The sequence below is a fragment of the Dorea sp. D27 genome, from assembly GCF_001185345.1.
GTDB lineage: Bacteria > Bacillota > Clostridia > Lachnospirales > Lachnospiraceae > Extibacter.
The window spans coordinates 903,868-928,620 of record NZ_KQ236744.1 but is presented as its reverse complement, the minus strand read 5'-3'; the positions used below and the strand labels follow the sequence as shown (position 1 = coordinate 928,620).

20 protein-coding genes and 1 pseudogene are annotated in these 24,753 nt (G+C 49.0%); 1 reads left to right on the top strand and 20 read right to left on the bottom strand.

Features of this window, described 5'->3' with window-relative positions; translation table 11 throughout:
- Nucleotides 1–61 precede the first annotated feature (61 nt).
- The 16 genes from HMPREF0980_RS10925 to HMPREF0980_RS10850 all read right to left on the bottom strand — a co-directional run bounded on the left by HMPREF0980_RS10925 (nt 62) and on the right by HMPREF0980_RS10850 (nt 19,759).
- Nucleotides 62–1,018, bottom strand: coding sequence for a transketolase family protein (locus HMPREF0980_RS10925; protein ID WP_049729071.1), 957 nt, complete (start codon nt 1,016–1,018; stop codon nt 62–64).
- On the bottom strand, nt 1,015–1,881 hold the full coding sequence (locus tag HMPREF0980_RS10920; RefSeq protein WP_049729070.1) for a transketolase: 867 nt from the start codon (nt 1,879–1,881) through the stop codon (nt 1,015–1,017). Before HMPREF0980_RS10920 ends, HMPREF0980_RS10925 begins: the two co-directional genes overlap by 4 nt.
- 43 nt (nt 1,882–1,924) lie before the next feature.
- Entirely contained in the window at nt 1,925–3,100 is a 1,176-nt protein-coding gene (locus HMPREF0980_RS10915; RefSeq protein WP_049729069.1) for an NAD(P)-dependent malic enzyme, read from the bottom strand.
- Nucleotides 3,101–3,127: 27 nt separating this feature from the next.
- The gene (larA, locus tag HMPREF0980_RS10910; RefSeq protein ID WP_084002734.1) at nt 3,128–4,462 is read right to left on the bottom strand and encodes a nickel-dependent malate racemase, LarAH6 family; all 1,335 of its coding nucleotides are present in this window, start codon (nt 4,460–4,462) and stop codon (nt 3,128–3,130) included.
- A 12-nt stretch (nt 4,463–4,474) separates the two neighbouring features.
- The gene (locus HMPREF0980_RS10905; RefSeq protein WP_049729068.1) at nt 4,475–5,728 is read right to left on the bottom strand and encodes a phosphoglycerate kinase; all 1,254 of its coding nucleotides are present in this window, start codon (nt 5,726–5,728) and stop codon (nt 4,475–4,477) included.
- A gap of 93 nt (nt 5,729–5,821) precedes the next feature.
- Complete coding sequence (locus HMPREF0980_RS10900) at nt 5,822–6,844, bottom strand: type II glyceraldehyde-3-phosphate dehydrogenase (protein ID WP_049729067.1); 1,023 nt, start codon at nt 6,842–6,844, stop codon at nt 5,822–5,824.
- Nucleotides 6,845–7,878: 1,034 nt separating this feature from the next.
- On the bottom strand, nt 7,879–8,607 hold the full coding sequence (locus HMPREF0980_RS10895; protein WP_049729203.1) for a LytR/AlgR family response regulator transcription factor: 729 nt from the start codon (nt 8,605–8,607) through the stop codon (nt 7,879–7,881).
- Between the two features lie 8 nt (nt 8,608–8,615).
- The gene (locus HMPREF0980_RS10890) at nt 8,616–10,298 is read right to left on the bottom strand and encodes a LytS/YhcK type 5TM receptor domain-containing protein (RefSeq protein ID WP_049729066.1); all 1,683 of its coding nucleotides are present in this window, start codon (nt 10,296–10,298) and stop codon (nt 8,616–8,618) included.
- 169 nt (nt 10,299–10,467) lie between these two features.
- A complete protein-coding gene (locus HMPREF0980_RS10885; protein ID WP_442855433.1) occupies nt 10,468–11,721 on the bottom strand; it encodes a dicarboxylate/amino acid:cation symporter in 1,254 nt (417 codons plus the stop codon).
- Between the two features lie 173 nt (nt 11,722–11,894).
- Complete coding sequence (locus HMPREF0980_RS10880) at nt 11,895–12,854, bottom strand: phosphoglycerate dehydrogenase (RefSeq protein WP_049729065.1); 960 nt, start codon at nt 12,852–12,854, stop codon at nt 11,895–11,897.
- Nucleotides 12,855–12,880: 26 nt separating this feature from the next.
- Nucleotides 12,881–13,804 (bottom strand): dihydrodipicolinate synthase family protein, encoded by a 924-nt coding sequence (locus HMPREF0980_RS10875; protein WP_049729064.1) that lies wholly within the window; start codon nt 13,802–13,804, stop codon nt 12,881–12,883.
- Nucleotides 13,805–13,823: 19 nt separating this feature from the next.
- On the bottom strand, nt 13,824–14,765 hold the full coding sequence (locus tag HMPREF0980_RS10870; RefSeq protein ID WP_049729063.1) for an ABC transporter permease: 942 nt from the start codon (nt 14,763–14,765) through the stop codon (nt 13,824–13,826).
- Nucleotides 14,765–15,733 carry an ABC transporter permease gene (locus tag HMPREF0980_RS10865; RefSeq protein WP_049729062.1) on the bottom strand — a complete coding sequence of 323 codons (969 nt, stop codon included), beginning with the start codon at nt 15,731–15,733 and terminating at the stop codon, nt 14,765–14,767. The genes HMPREF0980_RS10870 and HMPREF0980_RS10865 overlap by 1 nt, the downstream gene beginning before the upstream one ends.
- An 18-nt stretch (nt 15,734–15,751) precedes the next feature.
- On the bottom strand, nt 15,752–17,245 hold the full coding sequence (locus tag HMPREF0980_RS10860; protein ID WP_198146230.1) for a sugar ABC transporter ATP-binding protein: 1,494 nt from the start codon (nt 17,243–17,245) through the stop codon (nt 15,752–15,754).
- Between the two features lie 126 nt (nt 17,246–17,371).
- Nucleotides 17,372–18,511, bottom strand: coding sequence for a sugar ABC transporter substrate-binding protein (locus HMPREF0980_RS10855; protein WP_049729060.1), 1,140 nt, complete (start codon nt 18,509–18,511; stop codon nt 17,372–17,374).
- A gap of 87 nt (nt 18,512–18,598) precedes the next feature.
- Nucleotides 18,599–19,759 (bottom strand): M24 family metallopeptidase, encoded by a 1,161-nt coding sequence (locus tag HMPREF0980_RS10850; RefSeq protein ID WP_049729059.1) that lies wholly within the window; start codon nt 19,757–19,759, stop codon nt 18,599–18,601.
- 299 nt (nt 19,760–20,058) lie between these two features.
- Between HMPREF0980_RS10850 and HMPREF0980_RS10845 the strand changes: the two genes are divergently transcribed.
- Nucleotides 20,059–21,981 carry a PfkB family carbohydrate kinase gene (locus HMPREF0980_RS10845; RefSeq protein WP_049729058.1) on the top strand — a complete coding sequence of 641 codons (1,923 nt, stop codon included), beginning with the start codon at nt 20,059–20,061 and terminating at the stop codon, nt 21,979–21,981.
- Between the two features lie 89 nt (nt 21,982–22,070).
- On the opposite strand, the gene HMPREF0980_RS10840 is transcribed toward HMPREF0980_RS10845, so the two are convergent.
- From HMPREF0980_RS10840 to HMPREF0980_RS10830, 4 genes and pseudogenes are all read right to left on the bottom strand, one after another.
- Nucleotides 22,071–22,532 carry a GNAT family N-acetyltransferase gene (locus HMPREF0980_RS10840; RefSeq protein ID WP_049729057.1) on the bottom strand — a complete coding sequence of 154 codons (462 nt, stop codon included), beginning with the start codon at nt 22,530–22,532 and terminating at the stop codon, nt 22,071–22,073.
- A 142-nt stretch (nt 22,533–22,674) separates the two neighbouring features.
- Nucleotides 22,675–23,307 (bottom strand): GNAT family N-acetyltransferase, encoded by a 633-nt coding sequence (locus tag HMPREF0980_RS10835; RefSeq protein ID WP_049729056.1) that lies wholly within the window; start codon nt 23,305–23,307, stop codon nt 22,675–22,677.
- 45 nt (nt 23,308–23,352) lie between these two features.
- Nucleotides 23,353–23,643, bottom strand: a pseudogene (locus HMPREF0980_RS20035) (hypothetical protein); the annotation flags it as partial.
- 613 nt (nt 23,644–24,256) lie between these two features.
- Nucleotides 24,257–24,637, bottom strand: a complete 381-nt coding sequence (locus tag HMPREF0980_RS10830) for a GNAT family N-acetyltransferase (RefSeq protein ID WP_049729055.1) — start codon at nt 24,635–24,637, stop codon at nt 24,257–24,259.
- Between the last annotated feature and the right edge of the window lie 116 nt (nt 24,638–24,753).

Genomic DNA, 24,753 nt, shown 5'->3' with positions numbered 1-24,753 from the left:
CAAATAAGGCAGCACCCGGAGAATCATTTCCATCTTCTCCGGGCGCTGCCTCGTAATATCTCTACAGCTTTCCTGCCCTTCTCACTTCCTCCACGATGCGTTCTGCCGTCAGCCCAAAGCGTTCCTCCAGGTATTCCTGAGGCCCCACTTCCCCGAACTCATCTTCCACGGCCACATACCCGAGCGGAACCGGATAAGTGCGCCCGAGAAATTCTGACACTGCACTGTACAGCCCGCCAATCTTATTATGGTTTTCTGCCGTCACGACCGCACCGGCCATTTTGGCATATTTCAGGACAAGCGCTTCATCCAGCGGTTTTACCGTAAACATGTCAATCACCGTTATGTTGATATTGTCATCCGCCAGTCTGCGGGCCGCCTCAACCGCCTTTTCTACCATGATACCGCATGCGATGACGACCGCATCCGTTCCATATTCCCTTACGACTATTCCTTTTCCGGGTTCAAACCTGGCGCCGTCTTCATATACCTTCGCATTGCTTTTACGCCCTACGCGGATATAATTGACTCCCGCCATATCTTTGCACTGTGCCAGCACATCCTCCAGCATCGCCGCGTCTGTTATGTCAAATACATACGCCCCTGGCAGTGCCCGGTACAAGGCCATATCTTCGAACGGCATATGAGTCCCTCCGTTAAAGGCCGCGCAGACGCCAGGATCTGTCCCGATGACGGTGACAGAATTACCCGCATATCCTCCGGACAAGAATATCTGGTCATAACAGCGGCGGGATGCAAAGGTACCGAACGTGTGTACAATGGGCTTAAAGCCCGCGCTAGAAAGCCCCGCTGCAATACCTGCCATGTTGGCTTCGGCTATGCCGCAGTTTATCGCCCGGTGGGGATTCTTCTGTGCCCATATCGACGTCCCGATGCAGCTCATCAAATCGGCATCCAGATAAATGACATCTTTATCTTCCTCCGCCAGACGGGGGATGACTTCTCCCAACACTTCCTTGAAAGGCCGGTCTTTCTTTCCGTCATATACAATATTCATGAAATGCCCTCCTTTCTTTCCCCTGCACATGGAATATCATCCAACTGCTGCTTCAATTCCCAAATCCATCTGTCATATGTCTCTTCCGTCACCGCCATGGAATGATTCGCCATCGTCTCTTCCACTTCCTTTATACCCTTGCCTTTTATCGTGTCCATGATGACCGCCAGCGGCCTGTCCTGCACGTCTTTTCCAAGGAGCATATAGAGCTGTTCCAGGTTATTGCCGTCGATGGAAACCGCGTCAAAACCGAACGCCTCGAATTTCAGGCGCAGGTCGCCGGAATCGAGGACATCCTGCGTATAGCCGTCCAGCTGCTTATTATTATGGTCAATAAGCCACACAAGATTCGTGACCTTCTTTGCCGCCGAGAACATGGCGGCTTCCCATGCCTGTCCCTCGTTCAGTTCCCCGTCTCCCACGATAAGGTATGTCCTTCCCGGACGCCCTTTCAGCCTGTCGCCGAGCGCCATCCCCACTGCCAGCGATGTCCCCTGCCCCAATGATCCCGTTGTCATATCGATGCCCGGCGTTTTCTTCCGGTCGCAGTGGCTTGGAAGATTCGTTCCCGGCTGGTTCAGCGTCTTCAGTTCTTCATAAGGGAAGAACCCCTTTAATGCAAGTGCCGCATAGACAGCAGGTCCGGCATGGCCTTTGGAGCAGACGAGCTTGTCCCTGTCTACCCACAGCGGATTCTTCGGATCCACGTTCATGACTGCGCCATACAGCACCGCCAGTGCGTCCGCAACGCTTAGAGACCCTCCCATATGCCCGAATCCCCTTGCCTTGAATTCTTCCACCGCTCCGATGCGGATTTCCAGCGCCAGACGTTCCAGTTCCTTTTTCAGCTTAATGTCCAGCATAGCTGCCTCCTTTGCTTATCATATTTTCCCTCTTCATCTGGTGTCACAGCCATGCCACACCGCTTCTTCTTGCCGCCTCAGCCACTGCTTCTGCCACCGCAGGGCCTACTCTCCTGTCAAAAGCGGCCGGAATGATGTAATCCGCGGAAAGCTCCTCCGAGGCAATCAGACTTGCCAGCGCCCGGGCAGCGGCTATCTTCATCTCATCGTTGATATCACTGGCACGTACATCAAAGGTCCCGCGGAAGATGCCCGGAAACGCCAGCACATTGTTAATCTGGTTCGGGAAATCGCTCCGGCCCGTCGCCACCACCGCAGCCCCACCTGCTTTCGCTTCTTCTGGAAATATCTCCGGCGTCGGGTTTGCACAGGCAAATATAACCGCCCTATCCTTCATAGTCCTTACCATCTCCACCGTCACCGCACCCGGGGCGCTCACCCCGATGAATACATCCGCCCCCGCCAGGACATCCGCAAGGCTGCCCCTTTTCCTCTCAAGATTTGTATGCCGTGCCATCTCTTCCTTCACAACGTTCATTCCATCTGTTCTTCCTTCGTAAATGGCTCCTGTACGGTCACACATGGTAATATCCTTCACCCCGCTGGCGAGAAGCAGTCTCGTGATGGCAATCGCGGCGGCTCCCGCCCCATTCAGCACGACCTTGATTTCCTCCATCTTCTTCCCCACTACTTTCAGCGCGTTCATAAGTCCTGCAAGGGTAACGACCGCCGTACCGTGCTGGTCGTCGTGAAAGATAGGAATATCGCAGCGTTCCTTTAGCCTGCGTTCAATCTCAAAACATCGTGGGGCCGATATATCCTCCAGATTCACCCCGCCGAAGCTGCCCGATATCTGATATACCGTCTCTACGATAGTATCCACATCCTGGCTCCTGACACAGAGCGGAAAAGCATCAACACCGGCAAAGGCTTTAAACAGCACGCATTTCCCCTCCATCACAGGCATCCCCGCCTCCGCTCCGATATTCCCAAGTCCCAGCACTGCAGAGCCGTCTGTCACGACAAGGCACATATTATGGCGCCGCGTCAGGTCATAGCTTTTGGATATGTCGTCCCTGATCTCCAGACACGGCTGCGCGACACCTGGAGTATATGCCAGAGACAGGTCCTCCTTGGATTCCACCGGCACTGCTGCGATCACCTCTATCTTGCCCTTCCATTTTTCATGTAGCTTTAGTGACTCTTTTGCATAATCCATCTTCGTCTCCTTTCGTTCGTGATGGGGTCAGACCCCTTTTATGTGGAAGTTTTCCTCCGTGGCACAGGGGTCAGGCCCCGGTGTGCTCCGGTGGTTTTCATTTGTGGTTCGCACCCGGGGCAGGGTGGAGCCGCCGTATGGCATGACAAGCACCGCCGCCTCTCTTCCCTGCCCGCTAAGCTTCGCGTCTGCCGCTTCATAGGCCGCCTGCACATTGTCAAAGGGTGTCATGAATAACGTCTGTACGAACGCCGGTTCCAGCTCTGATACAAGATATATTTCTGCCCGCTGAAGCACCATGGCGATGGCTGCGGCTTTGTGTCCGCCCAGCCTGAAGTCCCGACGTACCCTCTCGATAAGTTCCTCCGGCCGTGAAGCTTTTGTCATCCACTCTTCAAATGTCTCTTCTCCCAGCCCCTCCCGGCAGGAACCTGCCAGGATGATGATACCGCCTTCCCTGACTGCATGTTTGGCATTATCAAGCGCTTTCTGCGTCTGATACAGATTCAGGTCTTTTGGCGCGCCTCCCTGAGAGACGATCACAATGTCCGCCGGCTCTTTAATCTTCTTCTCGTACAGCGTATCCAGAAATGTGCAGCCGGCCCGATGGGCCTCTGTCACGTCGCCGGCGACAGCGCGTATAATTTTCTTATGCTCATCCAGCACGACGTTCAATATGAAGTCTACTCCGCAGATGGCGGCAGCTTCCTCGATATCCTTCCGGATAGGATTATACTCTATGTTCCCGGCGCAGGCCATCGGTTCTGTCATCATGCTGTGATTTGCCTGAATCGCCTCTCTTGTGGATACCCCCGGCATAATTGCCTTTGCCCCGCCGGAATAACCGGCAAAGTAATGGTACTCTATGTTGCCAAGGCAGATTCTTCTGTCTGCTTCTGCCACAACACGTACGATATCTACCGGAGTCCCCCGGGACGTCTCTCCGAGGTGCACGCAGTCATTGATGTCTCCGTCTATGCACGCTATCTCTTCATATGCCCGTTTCCCCGCCAGTTTCCCCTTCTCCTCTTCTGTATGGCGGCGGTGGCTGCCAAGCGCGAAGACAAGGGTAATGTCACCGCAGCCGATACCTGCCGCATACAGTTCCTCCAGCAGTTCCGGCATCATCTCCCACGTAGGAAGGGGACGGGTGATGTCACTCGTTATGACGGCTATCTTTTCACCCGGCCTTACCATTTCCCGCAGCGGTCTGCTCGCTATCGGCTCCCGGAGCGCCCTGCGTACTTCCGCCGCTCCTGTAAGCCCATGAGGGACGGCATTCGGCAGTAGGATATCCTGTATCTTCTCATCCCGAATCTGTACCGCCTGCGTTGTATTTCCGAATCCCAGCTCAATGTTCATATAGCCCCTCCTTTAAACAGGACATCTGGCTGCACTGTGGCGCAGCGCTTTTACCACCGGCAGCTCTTCTCCAGTCAGAAAGCGGATCAGGGCGCCCCCTCCTGTGCAGACATAAGACAGCTTCCCTGTCTGACCAAATTTTGCCGCTGCCGTTATGCTGTCTCCGCCGCCGATTACTGTATACGCCATGGTCTCACCCATGGCTTCAAACACAGCTTTCGTTCCATATTCCGTCTCTTTTTCTTCAAAAATGCCCATCGGCCCATTGGCAAACACTGTTCCAGAACTCAAAATATGCCGCCGGTAGCCGGCAGCCGTCGCACAACCGATGTCTACAGCCCCTGCCTCGTCAGGGACTGCATCTGCCTTCACCTCTATGCGGACGCCATTCTCCACATAAGCTAAATCCTCCGGCATTACGATGCGGCTTCCATATCTTTCATATAAACGGCTTGCCTTCTCGATATAGGGCGCGTAGTTGGACTTGCGTATAAATTCCATACTTCCCCTGCCGATATCAACACCCGCACCGGCCAATAGGATGTTGCCTGCAAGCCCTCCTGCCAGGATACGGTCTGCGGCTCCTGATTCCAGTACCGTCTCCATCATCAGAAAAGCATCCCCGATCTTAGCGCCCCCAAGGACAAAAGTACACGGACGCTTTGGCGACTTCATCAGTTCCGACAGCACACAATATTCCTTCTCGAACAGACGCCCCATAGCCGAGGGCAGTATCTGTTCAAACCCGCACAGAGAAGGCTGGTCTCTGTGGGCTGCCGCAAACGCGTCGCAGACGTAGAGATCCGCCAGCGGCGCCAGCTTCCTGACGAGAAGCGTCTCTGCCTGCTGTCCGTGGCTTAAGCCAAGCTTCTGTTCAAACAGCGTCTGCTCTTCAGCCAGAAAACGTACATTGTCCAGCAGGAGAAGCCCTCCTGCTTCCAACGAACGAATCTTCTCAAGTGCTGCAGGCCCGCATACATCAGCGATAAAGTCCACCTTCTTCCCGAGCAGACTGCTTAATACACGAGCGTGCGGCTCTGTCGTATAATAGTTCTTGTATTCGATATCACTTCCCTGGTGCGCCAGGATCACCGTCCTCGCCCCCCGGTCCGACAGTTCCTTCAACGTGGGGATGCAGGCCTCTATCCGCGCGGTACTTTTCAACTCCCCCTTTTCTCTGTCTATGGGCTGGTTCATATCCACTCTGCACAATACCGTCCTGTCTTTTACATCATAGTCATCCAGCGTATATATCCCAAAACGCATAAATTACCCCACTCCTTTCCTTCCTCTTATATCTTGCCTTTCATTGTTAAGGGGCGGGGCCATGGCACGCCCCGCCCCCAGGAGGTAAACAAATCAGCTGCCGATGTGCAGATATTCGTTTGTCTTTTCTGTCGCACCGGCACCGGTATCCTGCATCCTGCACGCGGCCCGTATACCGTCTATCGTCTCCGGTATCGTTACGCTTTCCTGGGGTATATGGATGGCAAACATGATATCATCCCCGCTCTCTACGATACTGTCTTCCCACAGCCCGATCTCGTACATGTCCCCTCTTGGATTGCCCAGATCCCGGGCATATTTGAAGAAGGAGGCATTCCCCTGAAAGCCTTCATCAATATTCACGACCCGAATTCTTGGATGCTTACGGAACGCTTCCAGAGCCATCTCTTTCGTTATCTTCTGTTTCCCTGTGGCCAGCACGGTTATAATATGTCCATGGGTCACAGGCGTATGTACGAGGATTCCGGTCGCGTTGATATGCGGCATGATCGTCATCAGATCCAGCGCCTGATGAGACGGCGCCTTATCCATCTGCAGCGCATTTGTCAATCCCCTGTGGTAATCGCCGGGGTCTGCTACGCGCCGGATGATGGTGATTGCCACTTTCTGTACTCCACATGAACGGTCCAGACAGTCTACGGCACGGATAAGACCGGTAGTATTGCAGCTCGTCAGCTTCAGATAATCCTTTCCGAGCCCTTTCTCATAATTTGCATAGCCATGGAAAAAGACGTCAGCCACAGAATTCTTCTCCCCGCCCTGGAAGATGGCTTTTACGCCTTTCTGTTCATACAGTTCCTTATTCTTTGCCCCCACCCCTCCGGGGGAAGAGTCCAGCATGACATCTACTCCGTCAACCAAATCCGAGAATGTTCCTGTAACAGGAATGCCAAGTGCATCAAACTGCTCCTTCCTGGCTCCGTCCACGAGATACAGGCTGTAAGGCATCCCCTTTTCGTAAAGTGCCCGTAGCGCAAGCGTAGGCGCCAGATCCGCCACACCGACCAGTTCCATATCTTCCTGCAATGCCACACCGTCTGCCAGGCGCTGGCCAATCGTGCCATATCCTGCTACTCCAACCTTGATTTTATTCATTCTCCGTTCTCCTTTCGACTAAGACGTATCTTCTTGTCCATTTTGTCTTTATATAAAAACGTTTTTCTATTTGTATACTATCATTTAATTATGTCCGTGTCAATATTTCGTCATTTTACTGTCAAATTTAACATATTGTAAATATTATTTTAGTACATTTTTTCTATTTTTGTTCCGTTTTTTCGATTTTTTTATCGTCTCTATTTCTTTATTTGCGAAACGTTTCTTAGCAAGCGTCGGTTGCCATTTTGGATGTACTCAATTTCTCCGTCCTCGATCAGTTCCCGCAGCTTGCTTTCTCCAATACCGCTAATCTTGCTCATTTGCCCCCGGTCAAGAGAATAGTGGGCCTTATTGCTATTGGTAAATAATTATTTGAGCAGGACAATAGAAACATAGCGGTGGCCTCCTTGTGCCGCCGCAATAGTTAAGGTTTGAAAAAAGGGCGCAATTATCCCCCCCATAACTTCACTTTTTGAAATGAAAAACGGCGGCTTGAAATTGTTATTTCAAAACCGCCGCCTGTTCATAAAGGCAATACGAAATACCCCCGCAACTTGGCCCGAAAATCTATTTACTTATTTGATTACGGAAAGGACAGGTTTACTCGACTATGAATGCTTAATTTGTAATCCATTCAATGGGAACACCCGGTTCCAATGTACCGTAATTTATCAGTGTGATTTCTCCTGTTTCTGGATTGGCCGGTTGGTCGATTTGATATAAATATCCGTTTTTCCCGTATCTGCCCAGCTTGCTTTGGTCATAGCGTTCGCTATCTATACAAATACTAACGGCTTTCAATGCAACCGCTACTTCCTGGCTCCCCTCAAAAAGATCGTGTTCCCGCCGTTAAACCGGAGGCGGTAATTTCATCTGTTTCAAACTGATTGTTGCCAATCGTTTTGATACAACGGTCATAAATGTCGATAGAGGGGAAATTTAACACGCATACTCTTGTTTCTTTCAGCGATTGATACATATGCCCGCCTTCAAAAAAGAATATGGGGTTTCTCCGCGCCGGTTCCGCAGTCTTACCACCCAAGCAGCTGGCGCAGCACCTTCGTCTTCTCCCGGCCGACAGACAGGATATCCTGCTCAAACCCCTGCATCTTGAGACCGAGGCTCTGGTTTCCCCATGGAAATACCTCCCTTACTTTATCAAGGTTGATCAGATAGCTTTTATGGCAGCGGAAGAAACGGTCTCCTTCCAGCCGTTTTTCAAATTCCCCGATACTCTTGCCGTCATAGTATTCGTTTTCAGCAGTATGTATCAGACAGCCTCTCTTATGCGTCTCAATATATATGATGTGATCGATATCCTCGAATATCGTCTTCCCCTCATTACTGATTGCTATCTTGCCGGGACGTGGCTTTACCGTCCCCCCCTGCTTCTTGTCCGTCCGGCTCTGTACATGCACCCTTTCCAGGACTTTTTTAAGCCTTCCTTTGTCGTAGGGCTTCAGGATATAATCCTCCACACCGAGCTCGAACGCGGTCACCGCATATTCGGAATACGCCGTGACAAAGATTATCTTTGCATCCTGCTGCATGTTCTTCAACGCATTGACGAGAATCGTACCATTTATATCACCGAGATTGATATCCAGAAAAAAGATATCGTATTTACCGGAACCTGCAAGTTCCAGCGCCGCCGCGCCGCAATCGCCTTCATCAATCACCGCATCCGGCAGCAGTTCCTTAAGCTGATGTCCCAACTCGCTTCTAGCGGGCCTCTCATCGTCAATCACTGCAATCCTTATCGCCATATTTATCTTCCTTTCTTGAAACAGAGCTGTACACAGCTTCCGTCCCCGGAACTTATTATACTGATTCCGCTGTCTTCACCATATGTACTCTTCATTCTTTTATACACGTTGCTAAGGCCGATACTCTTCCCGACTGCTTCGCCCTTTTCCAGCTTTTCCAAGACTTCTGCGGGGAATCCTTTTCCTTTGTCGCTGATCTGCACCATATATCCTTCTTCCGCCTCCCGAACGCTGATATTCACAATCCGTTTCCCGGTCTGGTTGATTCCATATTTCACGGCGTTCTCAACGACAGGCTGCAATATTAACGTCGGAATCATGATATCCATCTGCTCCGGCACATCGTACGTCACAATCAGCTTCTCCTCAAACCGCCCCTTTTCCAGTTCAAGGTAGTCTTTCACATGGTTGATCTCTTCTTCCATGGGTACCATGCCGGCGCCTCCGGCAAGGTTATAGCGGAAGTAGTTGGCAAGAATCACGAGCAGCTCTCTTGCCCGCTCAGCATTCTCCCTGCACACGCACGATATCGTATTCAGCGCGTTGAAAAGGAAATGAGGATTGACCTGGAACTGAAGCGCCTTGAGCTCCGCCTGCTGCCGCATGATTTCCTGATATTCCAGTTCTGCCATGGCAATCTGGAAGGATCCGAGGGTGACAAGATGCTGCAGAAGCTCCAGCTCGCTTTTGCGGAATACCCATCTCTTTTTCATCCATACGATCAGACAGCCGACAGACTTCCCTTTTATGACAAAAGGTGCGGCCGCCATCGAATACTCCTTCATCCACTCGTACCAGGAGCTGCTCCTCGGAACGTTGTACATAGTGGACAGGCCACCCGTCTGCATGGCATTTTTGCCGACCCTTGGTATGCTTGTCAGATCCGGCTGGTACTCGATTCCTTCCTGCTGCCATTCCAAGATGTCTGCCCTGTCTGTAATCATGACCCCCATCCAGTCCGTCTCCCTCAATATCGCGGATGCCAGCTCATGCATGTTCTCTCCTCTGCTTATGCCATGGCGCAGCAGCGGCAGACACTTCTGCGTCAGCTCCGAAGCCTGCTGGAGCTGGCGGCTGCTCTCGATGTCCTGCTGGATGAACACATGATTGAAGCTGGATATGAAAATCAGAATTCCGATAGAGTTCAATACAATCATAGGCACCGCTATTTCCAGCACCGTGCGCAACGCATCGGCAAAGGGACTTGCCAGCCGCAGCAGAGCTATCATGTCACAGAATTCCGCAAAGCAGGCGAGGAGGAACAGATCCCTGTATTTCCATTTTCCTCTCTGGAAATAAGGGTAGAATCCACCTCCGAGCAATCCGAACAATACTGTGGAAAAAGCGGATGCCATGGCAAACATCTGGGGCTCGGAAAAAAAGTAGACGTACACCGCTCCGATAAGCGAAGCGTACAATCCTACGATGGGTCCCCCAAGGATACCTGAAGTCATGGCGCCTATCACACGCGTATTCAGATTGTAAGTGCCGATATCGATGCTCGTATAGGTAGACAGGATGATGATGCCCCCGAACATGAGGGCCAGAAGCGCCTGGCTTTTAAAGCTGCGGTGTTCCTGCTGGATGATATTCTGGATGATTTTAAGTTTGGAGAGCAGATTTGCCACAAGAACGAGAAGACCAATATTCAGTATGAGCTGGAATATCAAATTATCTGACTGCATATACGACGCTCTCTTTCCGGTCCCCGGGACCTGTTTTCATATGCCGCTGCTGTACGTTGTCTATGTGTTTCATCATAACACAGGCCCCCGGCACATCGCAAGATATGCCGGGGGCCTGCTAAAGCTTTGTATGATTTTTTCTGCGTACGTCGTATATAAGAATCAATTTTTAATATGTAACCTCTTTAACACCGTTATATACATCCCGGTCTAGTTCGCCGAGCTTGCTGGCAACGAGCATGCCGACCATGACATCTACATCTACATTCATCAGTGTCCGGAACATGCCCGAGAACCAGTCGATGCCTATCAGTATGGCAATACTCTCAAGCGGCAGTCCGAGTGACGACGCAAGGAACGTGTAGACGATGACCGACCCCCCCGGTACGACTATCGTACCCATGCACATAAGGCAGGAAAGCAAGATTGCCATGCCCATCTGGTAGACGGTCAGGTTCACACCAGTGGACTGTGCCATGAAGAAGATAGCGACCACGTAGCACATAGCGGCACCGCAGCTGTTCATGGACATCGTAATCGGACCGGTAAAATCCGCCACCTTGCGGCTGACTCCGAACTTCGTCACCGCATCTTCCATCTTGGTCGGAAGACAGATGGCGCCGGATGTGGTCGTCACCGCCATCATGGACATCTTTGCAAATTTCTTCGGCATCTTCGCCGGATTCACCTTGCAAAGCGTAGCTGTCAGCGGACCGTAGATGAGGAACTGTATCACATCCCCCAGGAACAGGACACCGAGGAACTTGAGCATCGGTATGATTACTTTGAAGCCGGTGGAGCCTGCTACATCTGCCAGAAGACAGAAGATACCTATCGGGGCGATATGCATGACCGTCTTGATAATATTTGTGATAATCGCATTCAGGCCGGTTACCCAGTCTGCCATATTGCGGTTACCGCTCTGGCGTGTATAGGCTCCCATGGCCACACCGAAGAACAGTGCAAATACGATGCAAGGTACCATGGCGCTGTCCGCCATAGACCCTATGATGTTCGTAGACACGAACCCTAAGACCGTATCCTGGAGGGAGGTCGATTCGACGGTGGCGTTCGCTATCTCTTCTGCATTTGCAATCTGTATCCCTACGCCGGGCTGTATCAGCATGGACAATGCGATGCCCAATCCGGCTGAAATGACTGTAAATAATATAATCCACTTGAATGTATGGAAGCCCATCTTCCCTACATCCTGCCCGTCACCGCTTCCTACGGCTGCTGCTACGGCAGACATGACAAGAAGGATAACAGACATCTGAATCAGACGTATGAATATATCACCTATGAACTTAATATTGGAGGCCCAGGGACCGATTAACGCGCCGAATATGATACCGCCTATAGTGGCAATTAATATCTGCGTCGTGAGCGATATTGATAATCTTTTCTTCTTTTCCACTTTCATTCCTCTTTTCTCATACTCTCGTCTTCCGGCCGGACAGCTTTTTTATATACTTCTATCATATAAGAAAAAAGGAATACATCAATAGCTTTTGCCTTAAATGTCAGATTTTGTGCTTTAAACGGCAGTTTTTCCGTATAAACCGGAGGGCGCTACGCATATAAGCAAGCAGCCCTTTACCTGTTCGTGCAATACTCCGGCTCCCTGCCTTCCAACACATCAATCACTCCCTGTGCCGTGCACATGCTGACATTCTTGTAAGCTTCGTATGTTTCTGCTCCGGTGTGGGGCGTGCATATTACATTTCCGCACGCAAGTATTTCTGCATCTTTCGTCAGCGGCTCGGCCTCGAATGCATCCAGGGCGGCTCCGCCAATTCTGCCGCTTTTCAATGCGCGGCACAGTGCATCCGTATCTATGATGGAACCTCTGGCACAGTTGATTATGTATGCTTCATCTTTCATCCTGTTGAATGCCTCTGCATCCAGAAGATGATAGGTCTTCTCGGAGGCCGGAATATGGACACTTATGATATCCGACCTGGACAGCAGTTCTTTCTGGGTTACCATTTTCACATCATATTCTGCTGCCAGCCGCTCATCCGGATATAAATCGCTTGCAATCACTTCAGCGTCAAACTTCATCAGCTTCTCTGCTGTCAGCCTTGCAATTGCTCCAAATCCAAGCAGCCCTATCGTCTTACCTTTTATCTCATGTCCGACACGGCGGACCCACTCTCCATTCTCCATCTTCTTATGCAATGGTATTATTCCGCGCAGGACCCCAATCATAAGTCCTATCGTCAATTCTGCGACGGCATTGGAATTCTGTCCCGGCGCGTTGATTACTTTGATGCCATATTCCTTGGCTTTCCTTATATCTATATTGTCTACTCCTACGCCGAACTTTGCTATCACCTTCAGCTTAGGCGCTATCTTGAATATATCTTCCGTCCAGTCGTCCAGCCCGATGACGGCTCCGTCAACGTCCCCTATGACCTGGGCTATCTGCTCATATGTATAATAAGGCATATCGCTTTTGTTGATAATCAGTTCATGACCGTGTTCTTCCAGCATTTGCTTCGCGTCCTGGCACAATTCTTCATAATGCGATGCCGTAATCAATATCTTGCCCATCTTCGCACTTCCCTTCCTCTGCTTTTCTATACCCGGACTTCTGCGTCCATCTTGATCCCTGCCCCGGAGCTGATCTCCTCCAGCTCTGTTCTTAGTCTCTGTATCTCTGCCTCGTCTATGTCAAGCTGGGGCTTTCGCATGACTCCGCCGTTGATGCCTCTCATCTTTAAGCCTTCTTTGAAGTAGGACATGTTGCTTCCACATTTTAATGCATCACAGTATTTTACACAGATTTTCTGCAGGCTGCGGGCATCCTCCAGCCGGCCTTCGGTGTAAGCCTTATACACCTCTACGAACGGCTCCGGGAATACGCCGGATATCCCGGATACCGTTCCGTCGCACCCTAACGCCAGCATGCTCGTGAACGCTCTGTCACACCCATGCAGCACCGAAAAGCTGCCCCCCTTCAGATTCAGATAGTCTACTGTACGGTTGATATCCGCATAGCTATATTTGATGCCGATAATATTTTCACATCGTTTGATAATTCTCTCTGCCGTCTCTTTCGTTATATCATTTCCAGAGCATTGAGGTATATTATACAGATAAATCGGGAAATCGCGCTCGACGGATCCGGCCGCCGTCACATAATATTCTTCCATCTCCCTGTCGGTAGCTCCGAAAAACGCGGGAGTGACGATACCGGCTCCATCGGCCCCCGCACGCTCAGCGTGCCTGAGGAGCTCTATCGTATCCCGCTCATCCATTGCACCGCAGTGGACGAAGACGGTCACTCTGCCCTTCGCCTTCTGTATGACTGCCTCTGCAATCTTTTTTCTTTCCTCCACGCTTAACCGGAACATTTCCCCTGTCGTCCCACACGGATAGAGACCATTCACACCCTTTTCTATCAGCATGCCGGTAAGCTGCCCTATCCCGTCATAATCCACTTCCCCGCTTTTCTTAAACGGGGTTACCATTGCTGCCGTTACACCATATAATTTTTTCATTTCTATATCCTGCCTTCCCTTACTTTCTTAATCCTTTTCTCACCGACATGAGAACGGAAAACAACACGACGATACCATAGGCCATCTTCTGTACACCGAAGGGCAGATTCAAGGCCGCCAGAATCGCCAGTATGATCGTGATAGTAAATGCACCTGCCACTGTGCCCAGATAATTGCCGTTCCCTCCCATCAAGGATGTCCCTCCGATTGCAACCGCGGCAATGGACTGGAACTGGAAATTGTCTCCGATTCCAAGGTACGATTGTCCTACCTTGCCTGCCAGGAGCATCCCGGCGATTCCCGCTGTCAGGCCGCTGACCGCATAGGCAGTCAATGTCACCTTCCTGACGCTGATGCCTGAATAGGCGGCCACGGTAGCATTGTTTCCTACCGCGAACAGTTCTCTTCCATATCGCATTTTGAAGAGGAGCAGCGTAACGGCGGCAGCCAGGACAATCCATATGAGAATCAGATACGGCATGCCGATAACGCTGCCCTGCCCCATCTTCTTTACGAATGCGGGCGCCGCCCCGCCCGGAGCTCCCTGTGTCACCGCCACGAGGCCTCCCTGCAGCACCGTGTTCATTCCAAGTGTCATTACGATGGGCGGCATATTGAGATAAGCGATGCAGAATCCATTCACCACTCCGAACAGTGTCGTCAGTATAAGAATGAACGGAATGGCCCAAATCAGATTCTCGTCCAGGCCGTGTGTCGTATTGGTCACCATGATGGCGGCAATACCAACCATCCAGGCCACCGACAGGTCGATACCTCCCGTTATGATTACAAATGTCTGCCCGATAGCTACTACGCCGATGATTGCGGCTTCCGAACATAATACCCTGATATGGTCGATACTGGCAAAACCTGGCTTATAGACCGATATGGCCGCAAACAATATGACTGCGATGAGATAACTTACGATGAGCGTCTGATGTCTTTGTACTTTCATTTTCATTATGCCAGCATCTCCTTTCTGTCTTTCATAATTTCGGATACGGTTGATATAAGAACCGCCATGATGAGGAGAAGTCCCTGGAACAGCGTCGACCAGTAGGACGATACCCCCGCAAATACGAGAATATCCGCTATCATCTTCAATACAAGAGCTCCAAATATCGTTCCAACCGCTCCTCCCCTGCCTCCAGTGAGAAGTGTACCACCGATGACCGAAGCCGCAATTGCCTGGTTGAAAAACGATTCCCCTGCTGTAGGAGATCCTGATGTTACGACCGCGGTCCGGTATACTCCCGCAAGCGCCGCGAATACACCGGAAGCTGCATAGGCGAATAACTTTACCCGAAATACATTGATTCCATTGAGAGAGGCCGCCTTATCGCTGCTTCCCACGGCATACATATAGATGCCCAGTTTCGTCTTCTTAAAATAAAGCCACGCAGCTGTCAGAAGAAAAATTAATATTACCGCGACAGAAAGCCTGCCACCGATTTTTGTCACCATGGCATTGGCAAAACTTACCGGAGGCTTTCCCCCGTCTTTTGGCAGCACGAGGTATGCAATCCCTCCGCAGATGAACCATGTAGAAAAGGTTACAATAAACGGCTGTACCTTGAACTTCTGTATGACGATACCGTTAAACAGCCCTACAGCCAGGCCCATGAGTATGCATGCGAAGCTGACCGATATGATGGAGGAGCCAGAATCCAGCATATAGATAGCCGAGAAGCTGTTCGTAAGGCTTATGACCCCTGCTATGGACAGGTCAATTCCGCCAATCAGCAATACCATCGTCTCTCCAACCGCTGCCAGAATAAGTGTCATAGCAGCCTCAGCTTTCAGGTTGATCCAATCCAGGCTCATCGCCTCCGACTGCAGTACGCAGGTCATAACCGCCAGAAGCAAGAACAATAGGACAGACACCAGCGCAGGGTTTTTCGTACGTTTTTTATGTGTTAAAAATCTCATTTCCTTTACCTCCGTCCTCTATACTGCTTTCTCGCCGACGGATACCCGCAGGATATTTTCTCTGGAAATCAATTCCCGGTCTACCCTTCCTGCAATCTTACCCTGGTTCATGACGACAATACTGTTGCACACATTGACAAGCTCTTCCATATCGGTAGAGTAAAACAATATTCCTTTTCCTTCCTCCGCGTACTGCTTTATCACATTAAACATCTCTTTTTTGGTTCCTACATCCACACCTCGTGTAATGTCGAACATCAACAGTATATCCGGCTTCGTCGCCAATTGTTTTCCAAGCACTACTTTCTGCTGGTTTCCGCCGCTTAATGTTCCTGCAATCGTCTCCGGGCTTTCTGCCTTGATGGAAAAGGTCTTTATCATCTCGTCCACAATTTCTTTCTCCTTCTGTTCTGAGATAAAGATTCCCTTCATGATCCGGTCGAGAGCCGCCATGACAATGTTCTCCCGTATGCTCTGAGCCAGAACGAGCCCTTGAAGCCCACGGTCCTCCGGAATCAAAGCAATTCCCTCCCTGATACATGTTCTGGGATTTTTCAGACGTACATCTTTTCCTTTTATCCGTATATGGCCGGTTGTTCTGACCAATCCGAACAGGGCCATGAAAAGTTCTGCCTGCCCCTGGCCCGCAAGCCCGCCGACTCCTAGTATCTCTCCGGCCTTTAGGTCCAGATTGATATCCTTAAGCTTGTGCCCGCTCGATACATTCTTCATGGATACGAGCACTTCTTCTTTTGTAAAGCATTCTTTCTGCGGGTAATAGCCGCCAATTTCTCTTCCGAGCATCAAAGTTACCAGCTGGTCCGCATCCGCTTCTTCCATCGGAAGATCTGCCACATCAGTGCCTGACCGGTACACGATAACCTTCGTACATAATGCTTTGATTTCGTCCAGCCGGTGCGATATGAATATAATTATCTTCCCTTCATCCGCAAGGTTCCGGATGATATCCATCAGCCAGGAGGCCTGCCTGTCCGACAAAGCAGATGTGGCCTCATCAAATATGATGATCTCTCCGTCCTTTGACAATGCTTTCAGTATCTCAAGCATCTGCCGTTTTGGCAGCGGGAGTGCGCTCACCTTCGTCCACGGGTCTATCACATCCACACCATATTTGTGAAATAACTCCAATGTTTTCTTTTCTAATTCCTGATAAGACACGCGCCCTGATATCGCCGTATCATATACTCCCAGAAAAAGATTCTCCGCTACCGTCAAATCCGGAATCAGGCTGAGTTCCTGATATACGGCACATATTCCCTGCTTTATGGCACTTTTCGTACCATGGATTTTCAATGGTCTGCCTTCAAAATATATCTCTCCGCTGTCTGCTTTATGCTCTCCGCACAGCACCTTTATTAATGTACTTTTGCCTGCCCCGTTTTCGCCAAGAAGCGCCACGATCTCGCCTTTGTCCGCTGTAAAATGGGCGTTGTCTAGCGCTTTTACACCTGGGAAAGACTTCGTGATATTTTTCATTTCAAAATCCGCCATACTATTCTCCTCTTTCCACACGCCAATCCGCACTGGCACATGCGGCTTAAAGCCGGTGCCGTCTGCTGTCCTAAATATAAATGGTGCAAAGGTACGTCCCTCTGCACCATTCATCAGCTTTACTGCTTATTTTCCTAATACGACATCCATCGGTATCTCTACCCCAAAGTTGGACGGCACTACCGGCCACTGCAGGTTGTCAGGCTGGTCGCTGAAGCAGTTGACGCCGTCTTCTGCAACTTCTATCGTTACGTCCGAGAATTCGCCCATATCATATTTGTTGGAAGTGGCCACATATGCCGGGTCGATTGAAATGTTCTTATCAATTTCTTCTCCGTCCAGAATTCTGATGGCGTAATTCAATGCTATTGCACTGATCCCTGGTATGTATACGTGGATAATGCCCTGGCTGTCATTTTCAAGGCAGGTCAGCAGGTTCCCGTTATATCCGCCGCCACAGGATGCCGGTATGTCATCAATTCCCGCTTTTTTGAATGCGTTGGTCACAGATGTCATATATCCTTGTGTCACCACGACATCGATGTCAGAATTGGCCGCTATGACGCTTGACAGCGCCGCCTCGCCGTCAGCCTCCGCGTAATTGCTTATAAAGTCTGATACGACCTTCATATCAGGATAACTGTCAAATATCTCTTTTGCGGCATTATATTCCTGCTCAGATACGGCTGCTCCCGGAAGCCCCTGATCCAATACGACGTTACCTTTGCCGCCGGCTGCTTCCGCCAGCCACTTTGCCATAACTTTATACGCTTTTACCGCATCAATCGTTATGTGATATGCGGACTCTTCTGATGCGGGCTGGTCAAACAGAATCACTTCGATGCCCGCGTCCGTGGCGCGTTTCAGCGCCTGGTTCAATGCCGTCTCAGATGCCGGGTCCACGAGGATCGCGTCATAACCTTCTTTTACGAGCGCATCGATAGAAGCCGCCTGGTCTTCCGGAGAATTTTCGCAGTTCACGATCGTGAGCTCACACCGGCTTTTGTATGGTTCCTGTTCTGCCGTATACTCTACAATCCGTTCCATCTGCTGGCGCCAGTCGTTACCCATATAAGAATTGCTCAGGGCAATCTTATATTTATCTCCTTCCTTTTTTATCTGGCTTGTCATGTCCTCATCCGAGTCCACTTTTGCCGCCTCTTCTTTTTTGCTGTCCGATGCTGTCTCCTGGTTGCTCTGGCATCCCACCAGCATCGTACCGATCAACGCGGCACAGAGCAAAATACTTACTAACCTTTTCTTCATCCTTTTTCTCCCTTTCTTTTTCTTTTACCTGCCGCAGATTATGGCAGGCTTTGTATTATTGAAAGCGTATGCTTATCAATTCTGTTATCACAGTCCCCATCTGAAGTGGTTCAGCTCCCTTGCCCCGTTCTTTGTGACATGAAGCATGCGTTCCAGCCTGACTCCTGTCTTCCCGGACGGTCCGGAGTAAATCTGCGGTTCTATGCACACTACCATATTTTCTTCCAGTACGGCTTCATCTCGGTACGTGAATCTTGGTACCTCATTCACACTGGCACCTATCTGATGCCCCTGATAGCTGCATATCTCAAATCCGTTTTTCCTGTACGCCTCTTCCATCTTCCTATTGACTTCCCGGAATGTCACGCCCGGATATATGGCGTCCCTCCCAATGTCATAGATCTCTTTGACCGCGGAAAAGTATCTTGTCTGTTCTTCGTCCGGGGCATCCCAGAATACGACCGAATTAGAACAGTCTGCCCAGTAGCCCCCCACCCTTGGGCTGATATCCATGATTGCAATGTCCCCTCTCTCAATCTTTCTGTCGGAAGGGCCAAGCGGATAATCGCTCAGGCCCGTTCTTGGGCCGCTTACCAGTTCTCCTACGAACGGGGTGAGGCCTTTGTTCATTCCGGACACTGCCTTCTGCACTTCAAACCAGACATCCAGTTCCGTATAATCTCCTTCTTCTTTCGATATCTCATACAGGCGTTCCTGAGCGGCATCTGCCACAAGAGCCGCTCTTTCCAGCAGGCTTATCTCTTCCTGCGTCTTTATGTATCTTGCGCGTTCCATGCAAACGCTGATATCGAGGAAGGAAGCCTGTGGATACGCCTCCTTCAGAATCTCCATAACGTATGCCGGACACTGCTCCGGCTCAATCCCGATTGTCATCTGCCGCGTACTTCCTGAACAAATGTCTACCGCTTCAAGGAGCGCATCTTTGAAGTTAAGCGCTACATCGTTCCTTTCGGTATGGGAAAAAGAACGAAAGTAGCTGACCTCATGTCTGCCAGCCCTTTTCAGCCTGCTTTTGTAAAATTCTGATGCAACATGCTGTATAATACCGGTCTCTGATCCGATACAGAGAGATGCCATAGGGAGCCCTCTGCTCATATCACCCATAAATGCCGGCCAATATGGAACTTCATACCCTCCGGCGTAGGTGACATCAGGAGCCGACACGAGTACGGCCACGTCTGCACCCGCTTTTTCCAACTCGTTTCTTACTTTGTCTGTCCTGTCCATGTATTCACTTCCTCGTTTACGAAATATGTTTACTAAACAATTTGTAGTTACATTATATACTTACATAATGATTTATGCAATATAGTTGTTTTACCAAATATGTCATAATATTTTTGTGCATATCTACCATATATCTTACATTTTATGCTCTTTGCAGATTAAAGTCAGCAGGTATAATTTTCCATCCATCTAAAAAAAACGAGTTCCGAAACCATTTACGAAACACGTTTATGCTAGTTGACTTTTCGTTTTTACAATGAGATACTTAAAAAAAGGCCCTAAGGGATGGAGGTAGAAAAATGAACATACGCGATATCGCCGCTGCTGCAAACGTATCCGTGTCCACAGTGTCTAAAGTGCTGAACCAAAAAGATCATGATATCAGCGAAGCAACCCGTGAGAGGGTGCTCGCTGTCATAAAAGAATATAACTATACTCCTTATTCGAATATCAAGGAGACACAGACGGGCAAAAGTTTCATGATTGCTCTCGTCATCCACCCGTCCCTCATGAAAAGAGAACTTATAACTACGTTGGAGCAGAATCTGTCAGCCAGTGGATACAGCCTCCTGCTCTGTACGCTTGATGCATCCGATTATTCGCTGGAACGCCAGTTGAACGTTCTTCGATCCAAGCGTGTCGAAGGTATCATCTTTCACGCCGTCGACGAACGGTATATAGAATCCTTTAACAAGGGGAACAGCTCCGGCATTCCGTCAGTCTTCTTATATGAGAAGCCAATCGCTAACCAGGTCTGCATACGCTATGATTATTCTTCTATCGCATATACCGCGGTAAGGCTGCTTATAAATCACGGACATACGCGCATAGGCTGTGTGCTGGATGCGGCTTCAGACAACAGCACATCCGCCGGCAATGGGTATCTTCGTGCTTTGTTTGAAAGTTCACTGTCCCGCGATGAAAGCCTTATTATCTCATGTAAATCCGATGCCCACAACACACATGCTGCATTTGAACAATTGTTTGAGCAGGATATTACGGCCTTATACTGCCAGAACGCGGTACTCGCTGCAAGCGCCTATACGTTTTTACACGAGATGAACCTTTCCATTCCGGACGAGGTATCTATTGTCTGTGGTGAAACGAACGAATTGGCCCAGATTCTGTATCCTCCTGTCACTTCTGTAGAGCTCCCTTATGATACGCTAGGCAAAGTGGCCACGAAATCCATTCTGGACATGGTGGAAACCCATGCGGTACGTCCTAAGTCGCTAAGCATAGAGCCCGTCATCCACAAGGGGGATAGCCTTGCTCTTCCGAGCGCATGCAGGACAAAGATTGCGGTTATCGGCAATATGACTATGGATATCATTATAAGTACAAAAAAGATTCCCTCTCCCGGGGAGCTTATCGTTTCTAACAATATCTTCAGCACACCAGGCGGAAAGGGCATCAACCAGGCAATCGGTGCCGGAAAGCTGGGAGGATTTGTCTATGCCATAGGAAGGCTTGGCGACGATGCGGAAGGGCATACCATATCGGATACTTTGTCAACTTACAACATTAAGACAGATGGCATATATATAGACGGTTCCACCTCCACCGGCAAAGCGTTTATTGCCGTGCCGGACGGCAATAACAGCTGTGTCATATCTTATCCGGGCGCCAATTCGTTTTTTGACGTGGAACAGCTTAACAAATGCACCCACCTTCTGACCAACACAGACTACTGCCTCATTTCTACAGAGCTGGCTCCCGAAGTCGTCGCTTACGCAATCAAGCGCTGCCAGAAGCTGAACGTTAAGATTTTTCTAAAGCCTTCTACTACAGGAAAAATCGAGCAGACGCTGCTGCGCAAGATTGATTATCTCGTGCCGAACGAAGCCGAGCTGGCCGTGTTAGCGGGTGGGAATGATACGATCCAGGAGAAAGCCGAGCGGCTGTATCATATGTGTCAGAATACGATTATCGTCACACTGGGAGCCAGAGGCTGTTATTTAAAGAACTCTGAGTATAGCCACTTTTTCCGTGCCGCCCCTTTCACACCAGTAGATACTACGGGTGCCGCAAACTGTTTCATCAGCGCCCTGGCCGTATCTCTAGGGGAAGGGAACGATCTTCCTTACAGCATCTGCTTTGCGACTTACGCGGCCGGCCTAAGCGTCACGCAGCAAGGCACACAGCTGTCATTTCCAAGCCGGGCGCAGCTTGATATCTACCAGGATGATATCCATGCAATGTATGTGGAATGCGGGCTATAGCGGGTATTATTGCTTTCCCGCATCAGAAAAGCTGCCGTGTATCGTATCACGGCAGCTTAACTTTTGAGCATGTGCATCCGTTTCGATTACTATTTTTCCACTTCCTTTACCATTACATATTCCCCCTTCGTATCTCTCTCGCCGTTAAAGGAGAATCCAAATTGCTCGTAAAGAGAGATGGCCGTCTCATTTTCCCGGATGACGCTCAGGTAAATCTTTTCCCGGTCCGGATATTCACGGCAAAGACGCTGCAGCAAATCCGCCATGGCCGCTTTCCCATACCCTTTCCCCTGATAACGGGCATCTATGAGCAGGCGGTCAAACCAAAGCCGGCCTTGCGGGGGATATTCAGGCAGAAAATATCCGTACATGGCAAATCCCACCACTGTGTCTCTATCACATATGGCCACAGGCTTCCAGCGGTGGTCGCCGCAAGCCTCTTCCAGGCATTGGGATACAGGCTCTATATACCCTTCCTGGCCCTCCGCCGTCCCAAGTGCAAGTACCTCCTGGCGCAGTTCTTCTGTAACCGCTTCATAGTGAAGCTTCATAATACTTCCTCCTGATTTCCTAACCCATCAAAAAGCCGATGATATCCCATCCCTCTGAAGTCATGCGTTTATATCGTTCTGTGCAGCCGCATCTCGTTGGTCGCTTTCGTAATGGTTATTGCCTGATTATCGAGAATTATACCTAATGCACATACGAATTGCTGAGGATATAAAACTCCTCCTGACTTGGCTCGTACCGCTTTTCCATCTTTTCTAAAGCATCATCAAAGCTCTGTGCATCCTTTTCATCCATCTGCATGACAGGACTATTGTAATATATCCACTTTCTTCCGTTGAGCGCTCCTGCCTTCAGCTCTTTTACCATCATCGCTGCCGGATATGTGCCATTGTCAATACATATATTGTATTTTTTGCAGCTTTTGAAACCACGTCCTACATAATTGCCTGGAATTCCAAATATCACGATAGCATCATAGCCGAGCTCTAACGCTTTCTCAAAGGAATGTTCCATCAGCATTTTTCCATATCCCATCCGCTGATATTCCGGCAGTACACTGACTGGGCCGAAAGTCAGTATCTGTTTTTCTTTCTTTGCCTCGTCAACCAGCCTGGCCTTTGTATACATGATATTTCCAATGACGTGTCCATCCTCTTCAACCACAAAGTCCAATTCCGGCACAAAGTCTTCATGCTGGCGCATGATGTGGACGAGATAGTGCTCTACGCAGCCTGGTACATACAAATTATAGAAAGCCTTTCTTGTGATTGCCTCTACTACTTCATAATCTTTTGTTTCTTCATTTCGAATAAGCATCCATATTTCTCCTTTTCCTGTGGATATCAAGAGGCTTTGAGGTGTTCACATCAGGTAATCTGAGATATTTTCACCCAAGATTATTTTGGGCATTGTGGTTAAACACCTATTCCAATGTTTATAGAATTTTTCTACGCCAAGCTTTGAAACTCTTGCATGAGCTTCTTCATTTTCCAGTACCCAATATAAGACATACGTTACCTTACCTACATTTCTTGTAAGACGAACAGGTAATTCACCCTCTTTAACTGCGTTGAAATCTTTTTGTCGGTGAATACGTTTTATGTAGTGTACATCAATGACACCGTATTGCTCCAAGTAAAAATAAAACACCTCTATAAATTCTGATTTTCATAACACTCTAAATTGAATTCAACTGTCCAGCTCTAAAAAATATTCTCGGTTATCAAAGTGACGAACCCCGTCGACATGGGAAGTAATACCATCTCTTTCATAAACAAGGCCAAGCTTTTCAAGTACCTTTGCAGAAGCAAGGTTTTCTTTTGCATGACTGCAACTATTTAACATAAATTTTAGCAATGATTTGACATTTTTCAATATACTTGTTAATATATAACTATAAAAGGTGTTACCGATAAACGGTTTCCCAATTTAATCAGTTATACAAAAAAAGTAACTTTTCCTTGGTAGGGGGGCGGTTACTTTTTTGTATGGTTTATGTATGCAACTAGAATCGTTACAATGATTGCAAGAATCATTAGTACGATGGAGAGCATTTCAAAATCACTCATACATTCGCCCTCCTTTCCTAGATTTCCCAATTAGATAAATCCAATTTAGATTTCTATGTAATCAGAGGGTTCAGTCCCTCTGTCAGAGGGCAAACCGCCTATTCCGTTATGGTAACACCTAGTTATATTTTAGCAAAGCAACTGCTAAATAGCAATTCGTTTCTACCTGTTTATTGAAACCAATCACAGATTAATAATTACCTGTTCTTTTCTATCGCGTAGGATTGCAGGCTCTTTTGACAACCATTCTTTTGGTAAAAAGATTCTATACCCGGTTGTGCACCAAAATAAAGCATAGTAGGCGTGTTTTCTTTTGCAAGCTGGAGAAGCTTACTTCCAATACCTTGTTTCTGGTATTTCGGCAGAACAAGCAACTCTGTAATTGTTCCAAAATAATAACCGTCCGTAAGAATACGCAAACATCCTACAAGTATTGCATCATCATAAGCTGTGATGTTTATTGTTTTAGATAATGCGGCCTGTGTTTTCTCCATATCATAATTGCCTTTCCATATTTGATTTACAAAAGGTACAAAGATAGGGGCACTAAGTTCTTTATCATCCACTTTATATTTCATTATCTTAAATCTCCACGACTTCCGAATTTTTTTACAAGAATTAGTCCGGAATTATTCGAGCCAAATCATCTTCAACATCTAAACCATATGCTTTAGCAATTTGACCAATCATAATA